Here is a 19,425-nt window from a genome sequence, read left to right as displayed (position 1 = left end):
TGCGGGCCGTCTTTGCCGCCTGCGGCGGCGAGCGCCCTGTGGGCGCGTCCTCGATCGCCGGACGGGCTGATTGTGGCTGGACTCAGCCGAAACAAGCCCGTCGGGGGACCCCCAGCGATAGCTGGGGCAGATCGAGGACACCGCCGCGCAGCGGTGGTGCGCACGACACGGCCCGCAGCGCCCGCTCACATGACCCGCGGGACACCGCCTAGCCGGCCGCGGGCCCGGCGGGCAGCAGGCCGCGCTCGGCGAAGACCTTCTTCGCCACGAACGTGGCGTTCAGAGCCCGGGGGAAGCCGCAGTAGGCCGCCGAGTGCAGCAGCGCCTCCACGACCTCCGACGGGGTCAGCCCCACGTTCAGCGCCGCGTTGACGTGCACCTCCAGCTGGGCCTCGCAGCCGCCCAGGGCCGTCAGCATGCCCAGGGTCACCAGCTGGCGGTCGCGCGGCGCCAGCTCGGGGCGGGCGTAGATCTCGCCGAAGCCCCAGGCCACGATCTGGTGGCCCAGCTCCGGGGAGATGTCGGACAGGGAGTCGACGACGCGCTGCCCGGCCTCGCCGTCGACCCGCTGGAGAACCTCCAGACCACGGTCGAAACGGGCCTGCCGGACGTCGTCGTGCGCACTGCTCTTCTCGGTCATGCCACGACCGTAGGAGCTGGAGCGCACTCCAGCGCAAGCACCGCTCCGCGCGAGACCGGGAACGCCCGGTACGCCGCCGCGCCCCAGCTCGTAGAATCGAGCCCACCATGGCCTACCTCGACCACGCCGCCACCACCCCGATGCTCCCGGAGGCGGTGCAGGCGATGACCGCCCAGCTCGCCCTCACCGGAAACGCCTCGTCGCTGCACGCCGCCGGGCGGCGCGCGCGCCGTACCGTCGAGGAGTCGCGCGAGTCCCTCGCGGCGGCGCTCGGCGCGCGCCCCAGCGAAGTCGTGTTCACCGCCGGCGGCACCGAAGCGGACAACCTCGCCGTCAAGGGCCTGTACTGGACCCGCCGCGCCGCCGACCCGGCCCGTACGCGCGTCCTCGCCAGCCCCGTCGAACACCACGCCGTCCTCGACGCCGTCCACTGGCTCGGCGAGCACGAGGGCGCGACCGTGGAGTACCTCCCCGTCGACTCCTACGGGCGGGTGCACCCCGACGCCCTGCGCGAGGCCATCGCCCGCGACCCCGGCGACGTCGCCCTCGCCACCGTCATGTGGGCCAACAACGAGATCGGCACGGTCATGCCGGTCCGGGAACTCGCCGCCGTGACCGCCGAGTTCGGCATACCCCTGCACGCCGACGCGGTGCAGGCGTTCGGCCAGCTCGACGTCGACTTCGCCGCCTCCGGCCTGGCCGCCATGACCGTCAGCGGCCACAAGATCGGCGGCCCTTACGGCATCGGCGCCCTGCTGCTGGGCCGCCAGTACGCGCCCGTACCGCTGCTGCACGGCGGCGGCCAGGAGCGGCACGTGCGCTCCGGGACGCTGGACGTGCCCGCCGTCGCCGCCTTCGCGGTCGCCGGCACGCTCGCCGCCGAGCGGCGCGAGGACCACGCCCGCGAGATCGGCGCCCTGCGCGACGAGCTCGTCGAGGGCGTGCTCGCCGCCGTCCCGGACGCCGTCCTCGGCGGCGACCCGGACCCCGCGGGCCGGCTCCCCGCCAACGCCCACTTCTCCTTCCCCGGCTGCGAGGGCGACTCCCTGCTGCTGCTCCTCGACGCCCAGGGCATCGAGTGCTCCACGGGCTCCGCCTGCACGGCGGGCGTGGCCCAGCCCAGCCATGTGGTCCTTGCCACCGGCACGGACCCGTCCCTGGCCCGGGGCACGCTCCGCTTCTCCTTCGGCCACACCTCCACCAAGGAGGACGTGCGCGCGGTGACGGAGGCCATCGGACCGGTGGTGGAGCGGGCCCGCACGGCCGGCCTCAGCTAGCGGCCGCCGCCCGTACGAGCTCCAGATACCGACCCCAGTCCCAGTGCGGACCGGGGTCGGTGTGGTCCGCGCCCGGCACCTCGGAGTGGGCGACGATGCGGTCCCGGCCCACCGGGATCGCGTAGCGCGCGCAGATCGCGGCCGTCAGCCGGGCCGACGCCGTGTACATCGCGTCCGTGAAGCCGCCGGGCCGGTCCACGTAACCCTCGTGCTCGATCCCGACGCTGCGCTCGTTGAACGCGCGGTTCCCGGAGTGGAAGGCCACGTCCAGCTCGCGGACGGTCTGTGCGATGTGCCCGTCCTTGCGCACGACGTAGTGCGCGGCGGCCCGGTGCGAGGGGTCGCGGAAGACCTGGAGGGCGTCGCCGTAGCTGCCCTCGACCACGTGGATGACGACCCGGTCGACGGCGTAGTCGGCCGGCCGCTCGGCGCGCCGCCAGTTCGCGGAGGAGGCGGCGACCCATTCGGCGCCGGGGTGGTCGATCTCGCCGTCCACGCGGGGTCGCTCGCGTCGGCGCTCGACGGCGTTCTGAGCGGCGTACCCGGCTGCGCCGACGGCCAGTACGGCGCTGCCGACCCCGATCATCAGCCCGCGCCGACTGATGCCGCGTGCCTGCTGCTGTTCCAATGTGTGCCCCCTGGGGTGCAGAACGCGTGCGGGTGCCGCCCCGGTTCCCACGGGGCTCCGCCCCGGACCCCGGGCATCGGTGACCGGCACACGCCTCCGTGGCTGGGCCAAATCCAGCCCGCCCGGCGTTTGAGGGCATCCCTGACCCGCACACGCCCCGTGGCCCGGCCCAAAACCAGCCCGTCCGGCGCTTGAGGACATCCCTGACCGGTACGTACGTACCCACGTGGCCAAGCCAAGATCCACCCCACCCCGCGCGGAGCGCACCCCGTACCCTGGTACAGCTATGACTGACTTCCCCGGCGCCCCCGACCCCACGGCCCCCCGCAAGCGCGAGCGACTCCGCGTACTCGCCGCCATGTCCGGCGGCGTCGACTCCGCCGTCGCCGCCGCCCGCGCCGCCGAGGCCGGCCACGACGTGACCGGTGTGCACCTCGCCCTGTCCGCGAACCCGCAGTCCTTCCGTACGGGCGCGCGCGGCTGCTGCACCATCGAGGACTCGCGTGACGCCCGCCGCGCCGCGGACGTCATCGGCATCCCCTTCTACGTGTGGGACCTCGCCGAGCGCTTCCGCGAGGACGTGGTCGAGGACTTCATCGCGGAGTACGAGGCCGGGCGCACGCCCAACCCCTGCCTGCGCTGCAACGAGAAGATCAAGTTCGCGGCGCTGCTCGACAAGGCGCTCGCCCTCGGCTTCGACGCGGTCTGCACCGGGCACTACGCGACCGTCGTGCTCAAGGACGACGGCAGCCGCGAGCTGCACCGCGCGAGCGACATGGCCAAGGACCAGAGCTACGTCCTCGGCGTCCTGGACGAGAAGCAGCTCGCCCACGCGATGTTCCCGCTGGGCGACACGCTCACCACGAAGGAAGAGATCCGCGCGGAGGCGGAGCGGCGCGGCCTGGCCGTGGCGAAGAAGCCCGACAGCCACGACATCTGCTTCATCGCCGACGGCGACACCCAGGGCTTCCTGGCCTCCCGCCTGGGCAAGGCGGAGGGCGACATCGTCGACGAGTCGGGCATGAAGCTGGGCACCCACGAGGGCGCCTTCGGTTACACCATCGGCCAGCGCAAGGGCCTGCGCATCGGCCACCCGGCCGCCGACGGCAAGCCGCGCTACGTCCTGGACATCTCCCCGGTGAGCAACACCGTCACGGTCGGCCCGGTGGAGGCCCTGGACGTCACCGCCCTGACCGCGATCAAGCCGCGCTGGTGCGGGGTGGCCCCGGCGGGCCCGGGTGCGTACACCGCCCAGCTGCGCGCCCACGGCGGCGAGACGCCGGTGACGGCCGAGCTCGTCGACGGCTCCGAGCTGCGGGTGAGCTTCGCGGAGCCGGTCCGCGGCGTGGCCCCCGGCCAGGCGATCGTGCTGTACGACGGCACGCGCGTCGTCGGCTCGGCGACGATCGCGGCGACCGAGCGGTCGGCCGCCGCGCGGGCGGCGCGAAGCGCCTGACCCGGGCGGCGGTGCCGACCGTTACGACTTGGTGCGGGTCACGTTGTCGACCGCGCACTTGCCGCTCGCCACGGTGCCCGCCTTCGGCACGTACACCTGGGAGACGTCCTGCGTCTCGGTCTTGCCCGGGCCGACGTAGGGCATGGTGCGGTTGCGGGTGCCGATGAGCGTGCCGCTGGAGTCGGTGAACTTCACCGAGAACGTGTAGGTGTAGTTGTCCGTGGCGCTGGGGTTGGTGATGCTGATCTTCGCGGTGATGCCGCGGGCGTCGCTGTAGTCGCAGCTGGCGATCTTGAGGTCGCGCGAGGCGCTCGCGCTGCTCCCGCTGCCGCCCGTGGTGATGCCGGTCGTGCCGCCGGTCGTACCGCTGGACGTGCTGCCGGTCGTGCCGCCGGTGGTGGTGCCGCCCGAGGTCAGGTCGCCCGTCGTGCCGCCGGAGGTCGTGCCCCCGGTGGTGGTCGACCCGCCGGAGGTGGAGGAGGACGAGCTGTGGCTGGATCCGCCGCAGCTTCCGCCGTGGTGGCCGCGGGCGCCGGTGAGGGCGACGACGACGATTCCGAATACCGCGGCGGCGCGGACATGACGAAGCTTCACGCTGAGAACTCCCCCGAAGAGTGGCTTGAATTCATACCCGTCACCTGCCGGCTTCCTGCCTCTTGACGAGCGCACGTCAGGCTAACAACGTGTTTACAAGCCTCCAAACCAGCTGGGCGTCTGTGACGAAGCCGCAACTGAACGGGGCCGCAACAGGGACAGGGATGGGCCGAAAACCGACCAAGTCGGCCCGGTGGCGGCGACCGCGTACGGTGACGTCCATGAACATCACCGTCTTCTGCTCCGCCGCCGACCTCGACGAGCGCTACACCTCCGCCGCCCGCGAGTTCGCCGAACTCATCGGCCGGGGCGGGCACACCATGGTGTGGGGTGGTTCGGAGTCCGGGCTGATGAAGGTGATGGCGGACGGGGTGCAGGCCGCCGGTGGGCGGCTGGTCGGGATATCGGTGGAGTTCCTCGCGGCGAGCGCCCGCAAGAACGCCGACGAGATGGTGATCACCAAGGATCTGGCCGAGCGCAAGGCGGGATTGCTCGCGCGGGGCGACGCGATCGTCGTCATGGTCGGCGGCACCGGGACGCTGGACGAGGCCACGGAGATCCTGGAGCTGAAGAAGCACGGCATCCACACCAAGCCCGTGGTGCTGCTGAACACCGCAGGGTTCTACGACGGGCTGCGGCAGCAGTTCCAGCGCATGGAGGACGAGGGCTTCCTGCCGCTGCCCCTGACCGAGCTCGTGTTCTTCGCCGAGGACGGCGTAGGGGCGCTGGCCTACCTGGAGGAGTCCGCCGGGCTCCGGTAGGGCAGAGTGGGACACATGGCAACACATCTCATCACCGGTGCCGGATCGGGTATCGGAGAGGCCGTCACGAACCGGCTGCTCGCGCGCGGCGACGAGCTGTACCTCTTCGCGCGGGACGCGGGCCGGGCCAAGGAGCTGGCCGCCCGGTTCCCCGGCGCCCGGACCATCGTGGCCGACCTCGGCAACCCCGACCGCATCGCCTGGGCGCTCAGCAAGCAGTCCCTGCCCGACCGCGCCGACTCGCTCCTGCACATCGCGGGCGTATGCGAACTGGGGAACATCGGCGACCTGTCGACCCCCACCTGGAACCGCACCCTCGCCGCCAACCTCATCGCCCCCGCCGAGCTGACCCGGCTCTTCCTGCCGCAGCTGCGGATCAGCAAGGGGCACGTCGTCTTCGTCAACTCCGGTGCCGGGCTGCACGCCCACGCCAACTGGGGCGTCTACGCCGCGAGCAAGCACGGCCTGAAGGCCCTCGCCGACTCGCTGCGCCAGGAGGAGCACGGCAACGGCGTACGGGTCACCAGCGTCTACCCGGGCCGGACGGCGACGGCGATGCAGGAGAAGGTCCACCAGCAGGAGGGCAAGGAGTACGACGCCTCCCGGTGGATCGACCCCGAGTCGGTGGCGACGACCATCCTGATGGCGGTCGACCTGCCGCGCGACGCCGAGATCAACGACGTGTCGGTCCGGCCCGGCCGCTGAGCCGCGCGGGGCCCGCCCGCCGGGTCGGCGCGGCCGCGCCCCGTACCCTTCCAGCGTGAGCGAGAAGAGCAACTTCAGCTGGGGCACCGGGGTCGCCACCGGGATCGGATCGATGCCCGGAGGCGACGCCCGGGAGGCCGCCGCGACCGTTACGGGGTCCTTGGAGGCCCTGCCGTACCTGCCGGAACTGCCCGCCCGCGGGCCCGGCGCGGACATGATCGGACGGACCGCCGGAATGCTGGTGGACGTCTACGCGCACGTGGAGCCCAGCGGCTGGCGGATCAGCGACCGGCCCGGGCGCGACACCAAGCGCGCCCGCTCCTGGCTGGGCGAGGACCTCGACGCCCTGGAGGAGCACACCCAGGGCTTCGAGGGCACGCTCAAGGTCTCCGCCGTCGGCCCCTGGACCCTGGCGTCCGCACTGGAACTGCGCGGCGGCGAGGCCGCGCTGGGCGACCCCGGCGCCTGCCGCGACCTGGCCGCGTCGCTCGCGGAGGGGCTGCGCGACCACCTCGCCGACGTACGCCGCCGGGTGCCCGGCGCACGGGTGGTGCTCCAGCTGGACGAGCCGTCGCTGACCGCCGTCCTCGCGGGGCACGTGCGCAGCGCCAGCGGTTACCGCACCTACCGGGCCGTCGACCGGGCCGTCGTCGAGGGCGGGCTGCGCGACCTGGTGACCGTGGCGCGGGAGATGACGGGCGCGCCCCCGATCGTCCACTCGTGCGCCCCCGCCGTGCCGTTCGCGCTGCTGCGCCGGGCCGGTGTCGAGGGCATCTCGTTCGACTTCTCCCTCTTCACCGAGCGTGAGGAAGAAGCGGTCGGTGAGGCCGTGGAGGCGGGCGCCAAGCTCTTCGTGGGCGTGGTGCCGGGCGTGGACGGCCCATTGTCAGACCCTGCCGGTAGCGTCATGGGTGTCAGGACGCTGTGGCGCAGGCTGGGGCTGTCGCCGGGGGCTCTCGCGGAGTCCGTGGTGGTCACCCCGTCGTGCGGGCTTGCGGGCGCTTCGCCCGCATATGCCCGTACGGTCCTCGCGCACTGCGTCCGGGCGGCGAGATCGCTCGCGGACAACCCTGAGTGACGGCGCTCAAGGGCTCGCCCATGGGACAACGGGAGGACGAGACGGTGGCTGGCGGACAGCACGGCGACAGGCTCGCGGCGGAGACGTCGCCTGCTACGGCACCCGCGGAGGCGCGGGAGCGGCACGCGCGCCTCGCCGAGCAGATCGAGGAGCACCGCTTCCGGTATTACGTGAAGGACGCCCCGGTCATCAGCGATGCCGAGTTCGACCGGCAGCTGCGCTCCCTGGAGGCCCTGGAGGAGGAGTATCCGGAGCTGCGCACCCCCGACTCGCCGACCCAGAAGGTCGCGGGGGCCTATGAGACGGAGTTCACGGCCGTCGAGCACCGCGAGCGCATGCTCTCCCTCGACAACGCCTTCGACGACGAGGAGCTCGCCGGCTGGGCCGACCGCGTCGCCAAGGAGGTAGGCGAGGGCGCCTCGTACCACTTCCTGTGCGAGCTGAAGGTCGACGGGCTCGCCGTCAACCTGACGTACGAGCACGGGCGGCTGACCCGCGCCGCCACCCGCGGCGACGGGCGCACCGGCGAGGACATCACGCCCAACGTCCGCACGATCGCCGAGATCCCCGACCGGCTCCGCGGCGACCGCGTCCCGGAGCTGGTGGAGGTGCGCGGCGAGGTCTTCTTCCCGATGGAGAAGTTCGAGGCGCTCAACGCCGCCCTGGTGGAGGCCGGCAAGCCGCCCTTCGCCAATCCGCGCAACGCCGCGGCCGGTTCGCTGCGCCAGAAGGACCCCCGGGTCACCGCCTCCCGCCCGCTGCACATGGTGGTGCACGGCGTCGGCGCCCGGCAGGGCTTCGCCATCGACCGCCAGTCGCAGGCGTACGACCTGCTGCGCGAGTGGGGCCTGCCGACCGCCGCGCACGCCCAGGTCGTGGACTCGCTGGAGGACGTGCGGAAGTTCATCGCGCACTACGGCGACCCCGAGGTCCGGCACTCGATGGAGCACGAGATCGACGGCGTCGTCGTCAAGCTCGACGAGGTGCCCCTCCAGGGCCGCCTCGGCTCCACCTCGCGCGCGCCGCGCTGGGCCATCGCCTGGAAGTACGCCCCGGAGGAGGTCAACACCAAGCTGGTCGACATCCGCGTCGGCGTGGGCCGCACCGGCCGGGTGACGCCGTACGCCGTGGTGGAGCCCGTCACGGTCGCGGGCTCGGAGGTGGAGTTCGCCACCCTGCACAACCAGGACGTGGTCAAGTCCAAGGGCGTCTTCATCGGGGACACCGTCGTGCTGCGCAAGGCCGGCGACGTCATCCCCGAGATCCTCGGCCCGGTGGTGGATCTGCGGGACGGCACCGAGCGGGAGTTCGTGATGCCCGCCGAGTGCCCCGAGTGCGGCAGCGGCCTCCAGCCCGCCAAGGAGGGCGACATCGACCTCCGCTGCCCCAACGCCCGCTCCTGCCCGGCCCAGATCCGCGAGCGGTTGTACTATCTGGCCGGCCGCAAGTGCCTCGACATCGAGAACTTCGGCTATGTCGCGGCCACCGCCCTCACCCAGCCGCTGGAGCCCGCCACCCCGCCGATGCTGAACGAGGGCGACCTCTTCGACCTGACGATCGAGGAGCTGCTGCCCATCAAGTCCTACGTCCTCGACATGGACTCCGGCCTCCCCAAGCGCGACCCCAAGACGGGTGAGGAGAAGGTCGTCACCTTCTTCGCGAATCAAAAGGGTGAGCCGAAGAAGAATGCCCTGGCGATGCTGGAGAACATCCAGGCCGCCAAGGAACGCCCGCTGGCCCGCTTCCTGACCGGCCTGTCCATCCGCCATGTGGGGCCCGTCGCGGCGGAGGCACTCGCCCGGGAGTTCCGCTCGCTGGACCGGATCGCCGAGGCGAGCGAGGAGGAGCTGGCGGCCGTCGAGGGCGTCGGCGGCACCATCGCGACGTCCGTGAAGCAGTGGTTCGCCGAGGACTGGCACCGCGAGATCGTGGAGAAGTGGCGGGCCGCGGGCGTCCGCTTCGAGGACACGTCCAAGGGCGAGGACGAGGGGCCGCGGCCGCTCGCCGGGCTGACCGTGGTCGTCACCGGCACGCTCGCCTCGTACACCCGCGACGGGGCGAAGGAGGCCCTGCAGAGCCAGGGCGCCAAGGTCACGGGCTCGGTCTCCAAGAAGACCGACTTCGTGGTCGTCGGGGACAACCCCGGCTCGAAGTTCGACAAGGCGATGCAGCTGAAGGTTCCCGTGCTGGAGGAGGACGGCTTCGCCGTGCTGCTCAACGAGGGGCCCGACGCCGCTCGTGAGGCGGCTGTGGCGCAGCCCTGACGCGCCGTCGACGCGGCGGCGGGGGTGGCTCGCGGCGGGCCGGGGGAGTGCGCCGGCGAGGATGCCGCGCCCCGTGCGGCACCCCCGCCGACCCCTGCCCCACCCGGATCACGACCGGCGCCCGAACCAAGGTCGCCACCCCACTGGAGTAATGCCCGCATAGTCAGTGGGCATCACCCCTACAGCGCTTACCAGATGGCTACAAGAGGCCGTATCCCAATCGGGCAACCGCTGCCGATCGCTGCCCGCCGTAGCCTTCTGCGGCCTACTGTTGAGATGTGCGCCTGCCGTGGCGCGGGCACCGCCGGCTGTGAGAGGGACGGGCATGAAACCCACCGACAGCGCCGAACCGGCATCTCGGCTGCGCCGGGTTCCTCCGCCCGCGCTGCCGACGGTCTGTGTCACCGTGGCCGTGCTCGCGCTGGCCGCCGGGATCTGCCGCGTGCTCATCGACGGACACGCGATATTTCCCGGCCATACCGTCGGCTGGTCACTGGCCACCCTCACCGGCCTCATCGTCGCCCACCTCGTCGCCCTCGGCCGCGACCGCTGGTGGGGCGGCACCGGCTCCGGAGCCGCCCTCACCCTCGCCGTCCTGATGCTCTACGGCTGGCTCCCCGCCGTCCTGATCAGCATCGCCGTCGTCCTCCTCGTCGCCACCGCGCGCCGCCACCGCTGGCGGCAGGCGTTACTCCACGGCGCCGTCGACATCCTCGGCATCGGCGCCGCCGCCCTCTCCCTCGCCCTGTGCGGGGTCGTCGCCAGCGTCGAGAACCCCTGGCTCCCCGAGGACTGGCCGCTCACCGCCGTCCCCAGGATCGCCCTCGCCGCGTTCCTGTACCTCGTGGTCACCCGCGCCCTGCTCTGGTACTCCATGGCCCCGAGCGCCGGTCTCACCAGCATCGCCCGCACCGCGCTCGTACGACAGGGCCTCGTCGGCGGCGCCCTGCTCGGCATCGCCCCGCTCATCGCCGTCGTCGCCGACCACATGCCGCTGCTGCTGCCGCTGTTCGCCGTCCCGCTCATCGCCCTCGACTCCACGCTGTGGATCGCCCGCGCCCGCGCCGAGGAACAGCTCCGCGACCCCCTCACCGGCCTGCCCAACCGCCAGTGGCTGCTGGAGCGCACCTGGACCGCGCTCGACGAGGCCGAGCGGGCCGGGACCAGGGCCGCGCTCGTCCTCATAGACCTCGACCGCTTCCGGTCCGTCAACGACACCCTCGGCCACCTCGCCGGCGACCGGCTGCTCCTGCAGATAGCCGAGCGGCTGCGGCTGGCCCTGCCGCGCGACGCGGAGGCGGCCCGGCTCGGGGGCGACGAGTTCGCGGTGCTGCTGCCCACCGCCGACTCCCTCACCAGCGCCCAGCGCGTGGCGCGTTCGCTCGTCGCGGCGCTCGGCTCGCCGCTCGACCTCGACGGGCTCACCCTCGTGCTGGAGGCCAGCGCGGGCGTCGCCGTCTACCCCGACCACGCGCTCGACGCGGCGGGCCTGCTGCAGCGCGCGGACGTGGCGATGTACCAGGCCAAGCGGGACCGCAGCGGAGTCGAGGTGTACGAGACCCGGCGCGACGGCAACACCCGTGACCGGCTGGGCCTGTTGGGCGACCTGCGGCGCGCGCTGGACGCGGGCGACGTCGAGCTGCACTACCAGCCGAAGGTCGGCTTCGACGGGCACGTCGAGGGCCTGGAGGCGCTGGTCCGCTGGGTCCACCCGGAGCGGGGGAGGGTCTCGCCGGACGAGTTCATCGCGATAGCCGAGTCCTCCGGGCTGATGCCCCGGCTGACCGAGTACGTCCTGGAGACCGCGCTCGGTCAGGTCGCGAAGTGGCGGGCGATGGGCCTGGAGGTGCCGGTGGCCGTCAACGTCTCGCCGCGCGACGTCCACACCCCCGGGTTCGCGGGTTCGGTCGCGGCGCGGCTGGCCCGGCACGGTGTCCCGCCGGGGTCCTTGCAGCTGGAAATAACGGAACACGTCCTCCTGGAGGACCCCCAGCGCGCCGCGGACACCCTTGCCGGGCTGACGGGCCACGGCGTGAAGATGTCCCTCGACGACTTCGGGACGGGCTACTCCTCCCTGGTCCACCTGCGCCGCCTCCCGGTCAGCGAACTCAAGATCGACCGCTCCTTCGTCGCCCGCCTCGCCATCGACAACGAGGACGCGGAGATCGTGCGCTGCACGCTCGACCTCGCGCACTCCCTCGGCCTGCTCGTGGTCGCCGAGGGCGTCGAGGACGACGAGACCTGGGAGCGCCTGCGCGACCTGGGGTGCGACGCGGTCCAGGGCTGGCTCGTCGCCGCCGCGATGCCGCCGGACGAGATGACGGCGTGGCTCCGCCTGCGCAGCGAGAGCGGTTGGCACCGCGGCGAGAACAACCGTCTGCCTGCGGTCGCGCCGGTGGCGCCTGCGGCGCAGGCTCCGGCGGAGGAGGACGCGGTCACGTAGCGGCCCGGGCCGCGCCGGGGGCCTTGCCGGCCTCCACGATCGCCGCCGCGGCGGGATGAGCGGGCCGGGCTTGTGCCGACGGCCCTTCGGGCGCGGCACGTGACACTGCCGCCCGGCACCGCCGGTCCCCGTCCCCGGTGGCTGACCGCCGCCGCGGCGGGAAAGAGCGCGCCCGGCAGCGCGGAACCATTCCGGGCGCAGCCCGAAGCACCACCCACAGCCCGTGCCGCGCCCGCCCCGAAGGTGGGCCGCCGATCAAGGCCGCGCCCCACCCCCCCCGCCGCAGCGGCGCGCCGCAGGCCGGGCGCGCCCCGCTCCGAGGGAGGGCCGCAGATCGGGGCCCGGCCCCGTACCTCCGCCGCAGCGGCGCGCAACCCCCACACCGCAGTCCGGCGGTGCCCCGCCACCTCAGACGCAGCCGACGCGCCGCAGGCCGGGCGAGCCCCGTCCCGAAGGCGGCCCGCAGATCGGGGCCGCGCCCCACACCCCCCAGCCCGGCGGTGCCCGACCGCCCAGCCCCGCGGAGCCCGACGCGCCGCAAGCCCGGCCGCAGGCCGGGGAGGCCGGGGACACACCCGCGACAAGCGACGCCCCGGCGCAGCCGGAACCCGTACGGGGGTCACCCGGAACCCCACCCAGCCCAGCGGCAGCGAAACCGTTTCGCGGGCAGTCGTCGCGGAGCCATAGGATTGGGCCAATAACCCGCCCGGAAAACCGTCACGAAACCCTGAGGATCGCATGCCTGGCATCACGCGCGAGGAGGTCGCCCACCTCGCCCGGCTGGCACGTCTGGAGCTCAAGGACGAAGAGCTCGACCACTTCGCCGGACAGCTCGACGACATCATCGGCGCGGTCGCCCGCGTCTCCGAGGTCGCCGACCAGGACGTACCGCCGACGTCCCACCCGCTGCCGCTGACCAATGTCATGCGCCCGGACGACATCCGTCCGTCGCTGACCCCGCAGGAGGCGCTGTCCGGCGCCCCGGCCCAGGAGCAGCAGCGTTTCAAGGTGCCGCAGATCCTGGGGGAGGACTGACCATGACTGCTGAACTGATCAAGCTGACCGCGGCGGAGATCGCCGCGAAGATCGCCTCGGGCGAGGTCACCGCCGTCCAGGTGACCGAGGCGCACCTGGCCCGTATCGAGGCCGTCGACGAGAAGGTCAACGCCTTCCTGCACATCGACCGCGAGGGAGCCCTCGCGCAGGCCCGCGCCGTCGACGAGAAGCGGGCCCGCGGCGAGAAGCTCGGCCCGCTGGCCGGCGTCCCGCTCGCGCTCAAGGACATCTTCACCACCAAGGGGATCCCGACCACCGTCGGTTCCAAGATCCTCGAAGGCTGGATCCCGCCGTACGACGCGACCCTGACCCGCAGGCTCAAGGACGCGGACGTCGTCATCCTCGGCAAGACCAACATGGACGAGTTCGCCATGGGGTCGTCGACCGAGAACAGCGCGTACGGACCCACCGGCAACCCCTGGGACCTCACCAAGATCCCCGGCGGTTCCGGCGGCGGCTCCTCCGCCGCCCTGGCCGCCTACGAGGCCCCCCTCGCCATCGGCACGGACACCGGCGGTTCCATCCGCCAGCCCGCCGCCGTCACCGGCACCGTCGGCGTCAAGCCGACCTACGGCGCGGTCTCCCGCTACGGCATGGTCGCCTTCTCCTCCTCCCTCGACCAGGGCGGCCCCTGCGCCCGTACGGTCCTGGACGCGGCCCTGCTGCACGAGGTCATCGCCGGCCACGACCCGCTCGACTCCACCTCCATCGACGCCCCGGTCCCGCCGGTCGTCGAGGCGGCCCGGAACGGCGACGTCAAGGGCATGCGCGTCGGCGTCGTCAAGCAGTTCCGCGGCGAGGGCTACCAGGCCGGTGTCCTCCAGCGCTTCGACGAGTCCGTCGAGCTGCTGAAGGAGCTCGGTGCCGAGGTCGTCGAGGTGGACTGCCCGTCCTTCGACCTCGCCCTGGCCGCGTACTACCTGATCGCGCCCTCGGAGTGCTCCTCCAACCTGGCCCGCTTCGACGCCATGCGCTACGGCCTGCGGGTCGGCGACGACGGCACGAAGTCCGCCGAGGAGGTCACCGCCCTCACCCGCGAGGCCGGCTTCGGCGACGAGGTCAAGCGCCGCGTGATCCTCGGTACGTACGCCCTCAGCTCCGGCTACTACGACGCGTACTACGGTTCGGCCCAGAAGGTCCGCACCCTCATCACGCAGGACTTCGCGAAGGCGTTCGGGGAAGGCGGTGTCGACGTGATGATCTCGCCGACCACGCCGACCACCGCGTTCGCGATCGGCGAGCGCGCGGACGACCCGATGGCCATGTACCTGGCCGACCTGTGCACCATCCCGACCAACCTGGCCGGCAACGCCGCGATGTCGCTGCCCTGCGGTCTGGCACCCGAGGACGGGATGCCCGTGGGTCTGCAGATCATCGCGCCGGCCATGGCCGACGACCGGCTCTACCGAGTGGGCGCCGCGGTCGAGGCCGCGTTCAACGCCCGCTGGGGGCACCCGCTGCTCGAGGAGGCACCGTCACTGTGACCGAAAAGACCGGCAAGCTCGCGAAGGCCAAGGGCTTCAAGAAGTCCAAGCCCGGCACGTACCTGTCCATCGGCACCACGCTCTTCGGCGCCGTGAGCGTCATCAAGCAGGCGAAGAAGGCCAAGGGCGAGCAGGACACCCTCCAGCTCGTGGACGCCATCGTCTCCGCCGCCGCCATCGCCACCGGTGTCGCCCTGCTCGTGCGCGAACTGCGCCGGATGAGCAGCGACGACGTCCTCGCGGACTGAGAGGTTAGTTTTCCGTGACCACCATTGATCTGGTGTCGTACGAGGACGCCCTGGCGTCCTACGACCCCGTCATGGGCCTCGAAGTCCATGTCGAGCTCGGCACCAGGACCAAGATGTTCTGCGGGTGCTCCACCGAGCTGGGCGCCGAGCCCAACTCGCAGACCTGCCCCACCTGCCTCGGCCTGCCCGGCTCGCTGCCGGTCGTCAACGCGATCGGCGTCGAGTCGGCCGTGAAGATCGGTCTCGCGCTGCACTGCGAGATCGCCGAGTGGTGCCGCTTCGCCCGGAAGAACTACTTCTATCCGGACATGCCGAAGAACTTCCAGACCTCGCAGTACGACGAGCCGATCGCCTTCAACGGCTATCTGGACGTCCAGCTGGAGGACGGCGAGATCTTCCGCGTGGAGATCGAGCGCGCCCACATGGAGGAGGACACCGGCAAGTCGCTGCACGTCGGCGGCGCCACCGGCCGTATCCACGGCGCGTCCCACTCCCTGCTCGACTACAACCGGGCCGGCATCCCGCTCATCGAGATCGTCACCAAGCCGATCGAGGGCGCGGGCGAGCGGGCCCCCGAGGTCGCCAAGGCGTACGTCGCCGAGCTGCGCGAGCTCATCAAGGCGCTCGGCGTGTCCGAGGCCCGCATGGAGCAGGGCCAGATGCGCTGCGACGTGAACCTCTCGCTGCGCCCGAACGGCACCGAGAAGTTCGGCACCCGCTCGGAGACGAAGAACGTCAACTCGCTGCGCTCGGTCGAGCGCGCGGCGCGCTTCGAGATCCAGCGGCACGCGGCGGTGCTGTCCTCCGGCGGCACGATCGTGCAGGAGACCCGGCACTTCCACGAGGAGGACGGGTCGACCACGGCGGGTCGCATCAAGGACAACGCCGAGGACTACCGCTACTTCCCCGAGCCGGACCTCGTCCCGGTCGCTCCTTCCCGGGAGTGGGTGGAGGAGCTCCGCGCGGGGCTGCCCGAGCTGCCGCGCGTGCGCCGCAACCGGCTGCGCGAGGAGTGGGGCGTCTCCGCGCACGACATGCAGTCGATCCTCAACGCCGGTGCCGTCGACCTGATCGTCGCCACCATCGAGGCGGGCGCGGACTCCGCCTCCGCCCGGAAGTGGTGGATGGGCGAGCTGGCCCGCCGGGCCAACGAGGCCGGCACCGACCTCACCGCCCTGGAGATCACCCCGGAGCAGGTCGCGCGCGTGTGCGCCCTGGTCGCCGAGGGCGCTCTCAACGACAAGCTGGCCCGCCAGGTCATCGAGGGCGTGCTCGCGGGCGAGGGCGACCCGGACACCGTCGTCGAGAAGCGCGGCCTCGCGGTCGTCTCCGACGAGGGCGCGCTGGGCACGGCCGTGGACGAGGCGATCGCGGCCAACGCCGGGATCGCCGACAAGATCCGCTCCGGCAAGGTCGCGGCGGCGGGCGCGCTCGTCGGCGCGGTCATGAAGGCCACCCGCGGTCAGGCGGACGCGGCGCGCGTCCGTGAGTTGATCCTGGAGAAGCTGGGCGTCGAGGGCTGACGCTCCCGCCGCCTCCTGTGTGATGGCCGTCCCTCTCGCGAGGGGCGGCCATCGCCGTGTTCCGGCCCGGTACGGGCGCCCTCCCGCGAGCCGTAGAACCGCCTGTCTTATTACCGAAACCGCCTGAAGTCGGCCGTAGTTGGCCGGAATTCACCCGTATGCATCCCGGCTGTGGAAACGGTCCGGCATGATCGCACGGTGCGGGCCCACAGGGTGCTCGTACTCGATGTCTGGGGGTAGTTATGCGACGGTGGAGCAGAGCGCTGGCCGCGCTCGTGCTGGCGGGCGCCGGACTGACCGCGACGGTGGTCCCGGCGACGGCGCTCGACACGGAAACCGCGCTCACGGCGAGCTGTGACGCCGGCTGGGGGAGCCTCCCCAAGGCGAGCACGGACACCGCGTACAAGCCGCTGACCGGCATCAGGACCGGGCAGCACGAGTGCTACGACCGCATGGTCTTCGATGTCAGGACCACCGGCGGCCGCCCGATCGGCTACCGCGTCAGCTATGTCGACACGCTGTACCAGGACGGCTCGGGGGACCCGATTCCGGTCGGCGGCGCGGCCATCCTGGAGGTCCGCGTGGCCGCGCCCAGCTACGACCCGTACACCGGCAAGCCCACCTATCCCGGGCGCGCCGGACAGCCGCTGCCGGGCGTGAACCTCAGCGGCTACCGGACGTTCCAGGACACCCGCTACGCCAGCAGTTTCGAGGGTGACACCCAGATCGGACTGGGCGTGCGCGGGAAGCTGCCGTTCCGGGTCTTCCAGTGGGGCGACCGCGTCGTCGTCGACGTCGCGCACAGCTGGCAGTCGACCCGCTGACGCGACGGGAGCGACGTACGCGACGGCAGCGACAGACGCGTTCGGAGAGACGTACGCGATCGGAGCGTTGTACGCGACTGAGGTGACATGACGCGTGCGACCGGCGGCTGTTCACCGCCGGGTCGGCCGGGGGACTTCCCTCGGCCACCCGCCGCCACTACCGTCCCGCGGGTACCCATGGAGTGATCCGGACCGTGGGCCGTCGACTGGGAGGCCGATCGTGGCACACGGGATTCCGCGCGCGGACGAGGAGACGCCGGGCGGCGGGACGGGCGGCGGAGCGGTATCCCGCAGGCGCGCCCTCGCGCTCGGTGGCAGCGCCGGCGCCGCCGCGCTCGCCGCGGCCGGCTCGTTGCTGCCGCCGTCCCTCCGGAAGGTGATCGCGGCCGGTGGCGCCGCTCCGAAGAGCGCGCGCGAGGGTCTCGCCGACATCCGGCACGTCGTGGTCCTCATGCAGGAGAATCGTTCCTTCGATCACTACTTCGGCACGCTCCGCGGCGTACGCGGCTTCGGCGACCGCAATGCCGTCCGGCTGCCCGGCGGCGGCACCGTCTTCGAGCAGCCCGGCCCCTCCGGCCCCGTCCTCCCCTTCGGGGTGCGTGCCGCGGCGGCCGCCCAGCACAAGGACCTCCAGTACATCGGCGCCCTCGACCACAGCTGGAACGGCGGCGCCAAGGCATGGCGCGACGGCTGGATGGACGGCTGGATCGCCGCCAAGACGCCCGCCACCATGGCCCACTACGACCGCGCCGACGTCCCCCTGCACCACGAGCTCGCCGACACCTTCACCGTCTGCGACGCCTACCACTCCTCGATCCACTCCTCCACCAGCCCCAACCGCAACCACCTGGTCAGCGGCTGGACCGGCTTCGAGCCCGGCGCGGGCGGCGAGCGGGCCGTCGGCAACGACGCGTACGCCGAGGACACCCATCCCGGCTACACCTGGACCACCTACGCCGAGCGCCTCCAGAAGGCGGGCGTCGGCTGGCAGGTCTACCAGGAGTGGGACAACTTCACCGACAACAACCTGGAGTTCTTCGCGACCTTCAAGGCCGTCGCCCGCAAGGCCCTCGCCAAGGTCGGCGGCGTGCGCACCATGACCGCCTTCCACGAGAAGGTGGCCGCCGCCGACGAGGCGGGCCGCAAGCGCCTGCTGGCCCTCCTCGACGAGGGCGTCGCCGCGCTCACCGACACCGAGCGCACCCTCTACCGGCGCGCCCTGCGCCGGGGCGAGCCCGGCTCCCTGGCGACCGCGTTCGCCGCGGACGTGGCCGCCGGCACGCTGCCGGAGGTCTCCTACCTCGTCCCCTCGGCCGCCGACTCCGAGCACCCCGGCTCGTCCTCGCCCGTGGCCAGCGCCTCCATCGTCTACAAGGTCCTCGACGCGCTGGGCCGCAACCCCGAGGTCTGGCGGCACACGGCGCTGTTCATCACCTACGACGAGAACGACGGCTTCTTCGACCACGTGCCGCCGCCCGTGCCCCCGGCCGGCACCGAGGGCGAGTTCTGGCAGGGCCGACCGGTGGGCCTCGGCATCCGGGTGCCCATGCTCGTCGTCTCGCCCTGGTCGCTGGGCGGCTACGTCTGCTCCGAGGTCTTCGACCACACCTCGATCACCCGCTTCCTGGAGCGCCGCCACGGCGTCCGCGAGCCCAACATCAGCTCCTGGCGGCGGACCGTCTGCGGCGACCTGACCAGCGCCTTCGACTTCACCCGCGGCCGCCGCCCGCCCTCGGTGGCGAAGCCGGGCGCCGTGCCGCCCTTCACCGAGCGGTGGAACCCCAGGCCGCCCGCCGAGCAGCACATGCCACTCCAGGAGCCGGGCACCCGCCCGGCGCGCCCGCTGCCCTACCAGCCCGACGCGGACGGCGAGCTCACCGGTGAGCTCTTCCGGCTGCGGCTGCGCAATGGGGGCCGCTCCAGCGCGCACTTCGCGCTCTATCCGTACGCGGGGGAGTACGCCACGCCGCGCCACCGCGACGTGCAGACCGGCGCCACCTGGGACGTACCGGTGAGGAAGGGTGCGTACGCCTTCACCGTGACCGGCCCCAACGGCTTCCGGCGCGAGTTCGAGGGCACGGCCCGGGGCGCCGCCGCCGGTCTGCGCCTGGCCACCCGCCTCGACGCCGGCGAGCGCGAGCTGCACCTCACCCTGGTCAACCGGGGGCGTACGAGTCTGACCGTCACCCTGGCCGTCCACGGATACGGCACCGGGCGACCCCGTACCGTCACCCTCGCCCCCGGCGCGACACGGACCCTGCCGCACGCGGCGGGCCGGGCGGAGGGCTGGTACGACCTCCTGGTCGGCGTCGCGGAGGACCGGACCTTCAAGCGGCGGCTGATGGGGCACATCGAGAACGGCGGGGAGTCGGTCAGCGGCTGAACATCATCCGTCCCCCGGGTGAATCCTTCCCCTGTGTGGCCTAAACCACAAAAGGGACAAA

The 19,425-nt window shown here is 72.5% G+C and carries 16 protein-coding genes; 13 read left to right on the top strand and 3 right to left on the bottom strand.

All coding sequences use genetic code 11. The features are described from left to right. Nucleotides 1-208: 208 nt before the first annotated feature. Complete coding sequence (locus ACZ303_RS10325) at nt 209-640, bottom strand: carboxymuconolactone decarboxylase family protein (protein ID WP_467337118.1); 432 nt, start codon at nt 638-640, stop codon at nt 209-211. 107 nt (nt 641-747) lie between these two features. On the opposite strand from ACZ303_RS10325, the gene ACZ303_RS10320 reads away from it, so the two are divergent. Next, complete coding sequence (locus ACZ303_RS10320) at nt 748-1,917, top strand: cysteine desulfurase family protein (protein WP_467337116.1); 1,170 nt, start codon at nt 748-750, stop codon at nt 1,915-1,917. Here ACZ303_RS10320 and ACZ303_RS10315 read toward each other — a convergent pair. Further along, entirely contained in the window at nt 1,910-2,503 is a 594-nt protein-coding gene (locus tag ACZ303_RS10315; protein WP_467337460.1) for an N-acetylmuramoyl-L-alanine amidase, read from the bottom strand. The genes ACZ303_RS10320 and ACZ303_RS10315 overlap by 8 nt on opposite strands. A 328-nt stretch (nt 2,504-2,831) precedes the next feature. On the opposite strand from ACZ303_RS10315, the gene mnmA reads away from it, so the two are divergent. Beyond that, nucleotides 2,832-4,001 (top strand): tRNA 2-thiouridine(34) synthase MnmA, encoded by a 1,170-nt coding sequence (gene mnmA / locus ACZ303_RS10310; protein ID WP_467337114.1) that lies wholly within the window; start codon nt 2,832-2,834, stop codon nt 3,999-4,001. Between the two features lie 21 nt (nt 4,002-4,022). On the opposite strand, the gene ACZ303_RS10305 is transcribed toward mnmA, so the two are convergent. Continuing rightward, a complete protein-coding gene (locus tag ACZ303_RS10305) occupies nt 4,023-4,595 on the bottom strand; it encodes a hypothetical protein (protein ID WP_467337112.1) in 573 nt (190 codons plus the stop codon). 221 nt (nt 4,596-4,816) lie between these two features. Between ACZ303_RS10305 and ACZ303_RS10300 the strand changes: the two genes are divergently transcribed. From ACZ303_RS10300 to ACZ303_RS10250, 11 genes are all read left to right on the top strand, one after another. Beyond that, complete coding sequence (locus ACZ303_RS10300) at nt 4,817-5,356, top strand: LOG family protein (protein WP_467337110.1); 540 nt, start codon at nt 4,817-4,819, stop codon at nt 5,354-5,356. A 15-nt stretch (nt 5,357-5,371) separates the two neighbouring features. Next, entirely contained in the window at nt 5,372-6,061 is a 690-nt protein-coding gene (locus tag ACZ303_RS10295) for an SDR family oxidoreductase (protein WP_467337108.1), read from the top strand. Between the two features lie 55 nt (nt 6,062-6,116). Then, a complete protein-coding gene (locus ACZ303_RS10290) occupies nt 6,117-7,139 on the top strand; it encodes a methionine synthase (protein ID WP_467337106.1) in 1,023 nt (340 codons plus the stop codon). Between the two features lie 20 nt (nt 7,140-7,159). Beyond that, on the top strand, nt 7,160-9,403 hold the full coding sequence (gene ligA / locus ACZ303_RS10285) for an NAD-dependent DNA ligase LigA (RefSeq protein WP_467337104.1): 2,244 nt from the start codon (nt 7,160-7,162) through the stop codon (nt 9,401-9,403). Nucleotides 9,404-9,728: 325 nt separating this feature from the next. After that, complete coding sequence (locus ACZ303_RS10280; RefSeq protein ID WP_467337102.1) at nt 9,729-11,846, top strand: putative bifunctional diguanylate cyclase/phosphodiesterase; 2,118 nt, start codon at nt 9,729-9,731, stop codon at nt 11,844-11,846. A 738-nt stretch (nt 11,847-12,584) separates the two neighbouring features. Then, nucleotides 12,585-12,881 carry an Asp-tRNA(Asn)/Glu-tRNA(Gln) amidotransferase subunit GatC gene (gatC, locus tag ACZ303_RS10275; RefSeq protein ID WP_467337100.1) on the top strand — a complete coding sequence of 99 codons (297 nt, stop codon included), beginning with the start codon at nt 12,585-12,587 and terminating at the stop codon, nt 12,879-12,881. 2 nt (nt 12,882-12,883) lie between these two features. Further along, on the top strand, nt 12,884-14,386 hold the full coding sequence (gene gatA / locus ACZ303_RS10270; RefSeq protein ID WP_467337098.1) for an Asp-tRNA(Asn)/Glu-tRNA(Gln) amidotransferase subunit GatA: 1,503 nt from the start codon (nt 12,884-12,886) through the stop codon (nt 14,384-14,386). After that, a complete protein-coding gene (locus ACZ303_RS10265; RefSeq protein WP_215082649.1) occupies nt 14,383-14,634 on the top strand; it encodes a hypothetical protein in 252 nt (83 codons plus the stop codon). The genes gatA and ACZ303_RS10265 overlap by 4 nt, the downstream gene beginning before the upstream one ends. A 14-nt stretch (nt 14,635-14,648) precedes the next feature. Then, nucleotides 14,649-16,157 carry an Asp-tRNA(Asn)/Glu-tRNA(Gln) amidotransferase subunit GatB gene (gene gatB, locus ACZ303_RS10260; RefSeq protein ID WP_467337094.1) on the top strand — a complete coding sequence of 503 codons (1,509 nt, stop codon included), beginning with the start codon at nt 14,649-14,651 and terminating at the stop codon, nt 16,155-16,157. A gap of 242 nt (nt 16,158-16,399) precedes the next feature. Next, entirely contained in the window at nt 16,400-16,981 is a 582-nt protein-coding gene (locus tag ACZ303_RS10255; protein ID WP_467337091.1) for an AMIN-like domain-containing (lipo)protein, read from the top strand. 232 nt (nt 16,982-17,213) lie between these two features. Beyond that, nucleotides 17,214-19,364, top strand: a complete 2,151-nt coding sequence (locus ACZ303_RS10250; protein WP_467337458.1) for a phosphocholine-specific phospholipase C — start codon at nt 17,214-17,216, stop codon at nt 19,362-19,364. The last annotated feature ends 61 nt before the right edge of the window (nt 19,365-19,425 follow it).

The organism is Streptomyces sp. NPDC023527, assembly GCF_055560115.1.
This window is presented reverse-complemented; position numbering and strand designations above follow the sequence as displayed.

Excerpts from the sequence above, each read along its gene's own strand:
- ACZ303_RS10325 (WP_467337118.1), bottom strand. The coding sequence starts at position 640 with ATGACCGAGAAGAGCAGTGCGCACGACGACGTCCGGCAGGCCCGTTTC.
- ACZ303_RS10320 (WP_467337116.1), top strand. The coding sequence starts at position 748 with ATGGCCTACCTCGACCACGCCGCCACCACCCCGATGCTCCCGGAGGCG.
- ACZ303_RS10315 (WP_467337460.1), bottom strand. The coding sequence starts at position 2,503 with ATGATCGGGGTCGGCAGCGCCGTACTGGCCGTCGGCGCAGCCGGGTAC.
- mnmA (WP_467337114.1), top strand. The coding sequence starts at position 2,832 with ATGACTGACTTCCCCGGCGCCCCCGACCCCACGGCCCCCCGCAAGCGC.
- ACZ303_RS10300 (WP_467337110.1), top strand. The coding sequence starts at position 4,817 with ATGAACATCACCGTCTTCTGCTCCGCCGCCGACCTCGACGAGCGCTAC.
- ACZ303_RS10295 (WP_467337108.1), top strand. The coding sequence starts at position 5,372 with ATGGCAACACATCTCATCACCGGTGCCGGATCGGGTATCGGAGAGGCC.
- ligA (WP_467337104.1), top strand. The coding sequence starts at position 7,160 with ATGGGACAACGGGAGGACGAGACGGTGGCTGGCGGACAGCACGGCGAC.
- ACZ303_RS10280 (WP_467337102.1), top strand. The coding sequence starts at position 9,729 with ATGAAACCCACCGACAGCGCCGAACCGGCATCTCGGCTGCGCCGGGTT.
- gatC (WP_467337100.1), top strand. The coding sequence starts at position 12,585 with ATGCCTGGCATCACGCGCGAGGAGGTCGCCCACCTCGCCCGGCTGGCA.
- gatA (WP_467337098.1), top strand. The coding sequence starts at position 12,884 with ATGACTGCTGAACTGATCAAGCTGACCGCGGCGGAGATCGCCGCGAAG.
- ACZ303_RS10255 (WP_467337091.1), top strand. The coding sequence starts at position 16,400 with ATGCGACGGTGGAGCAGAGCGCTGGCCGCGCTCGTGCTGGCGGGCGCC.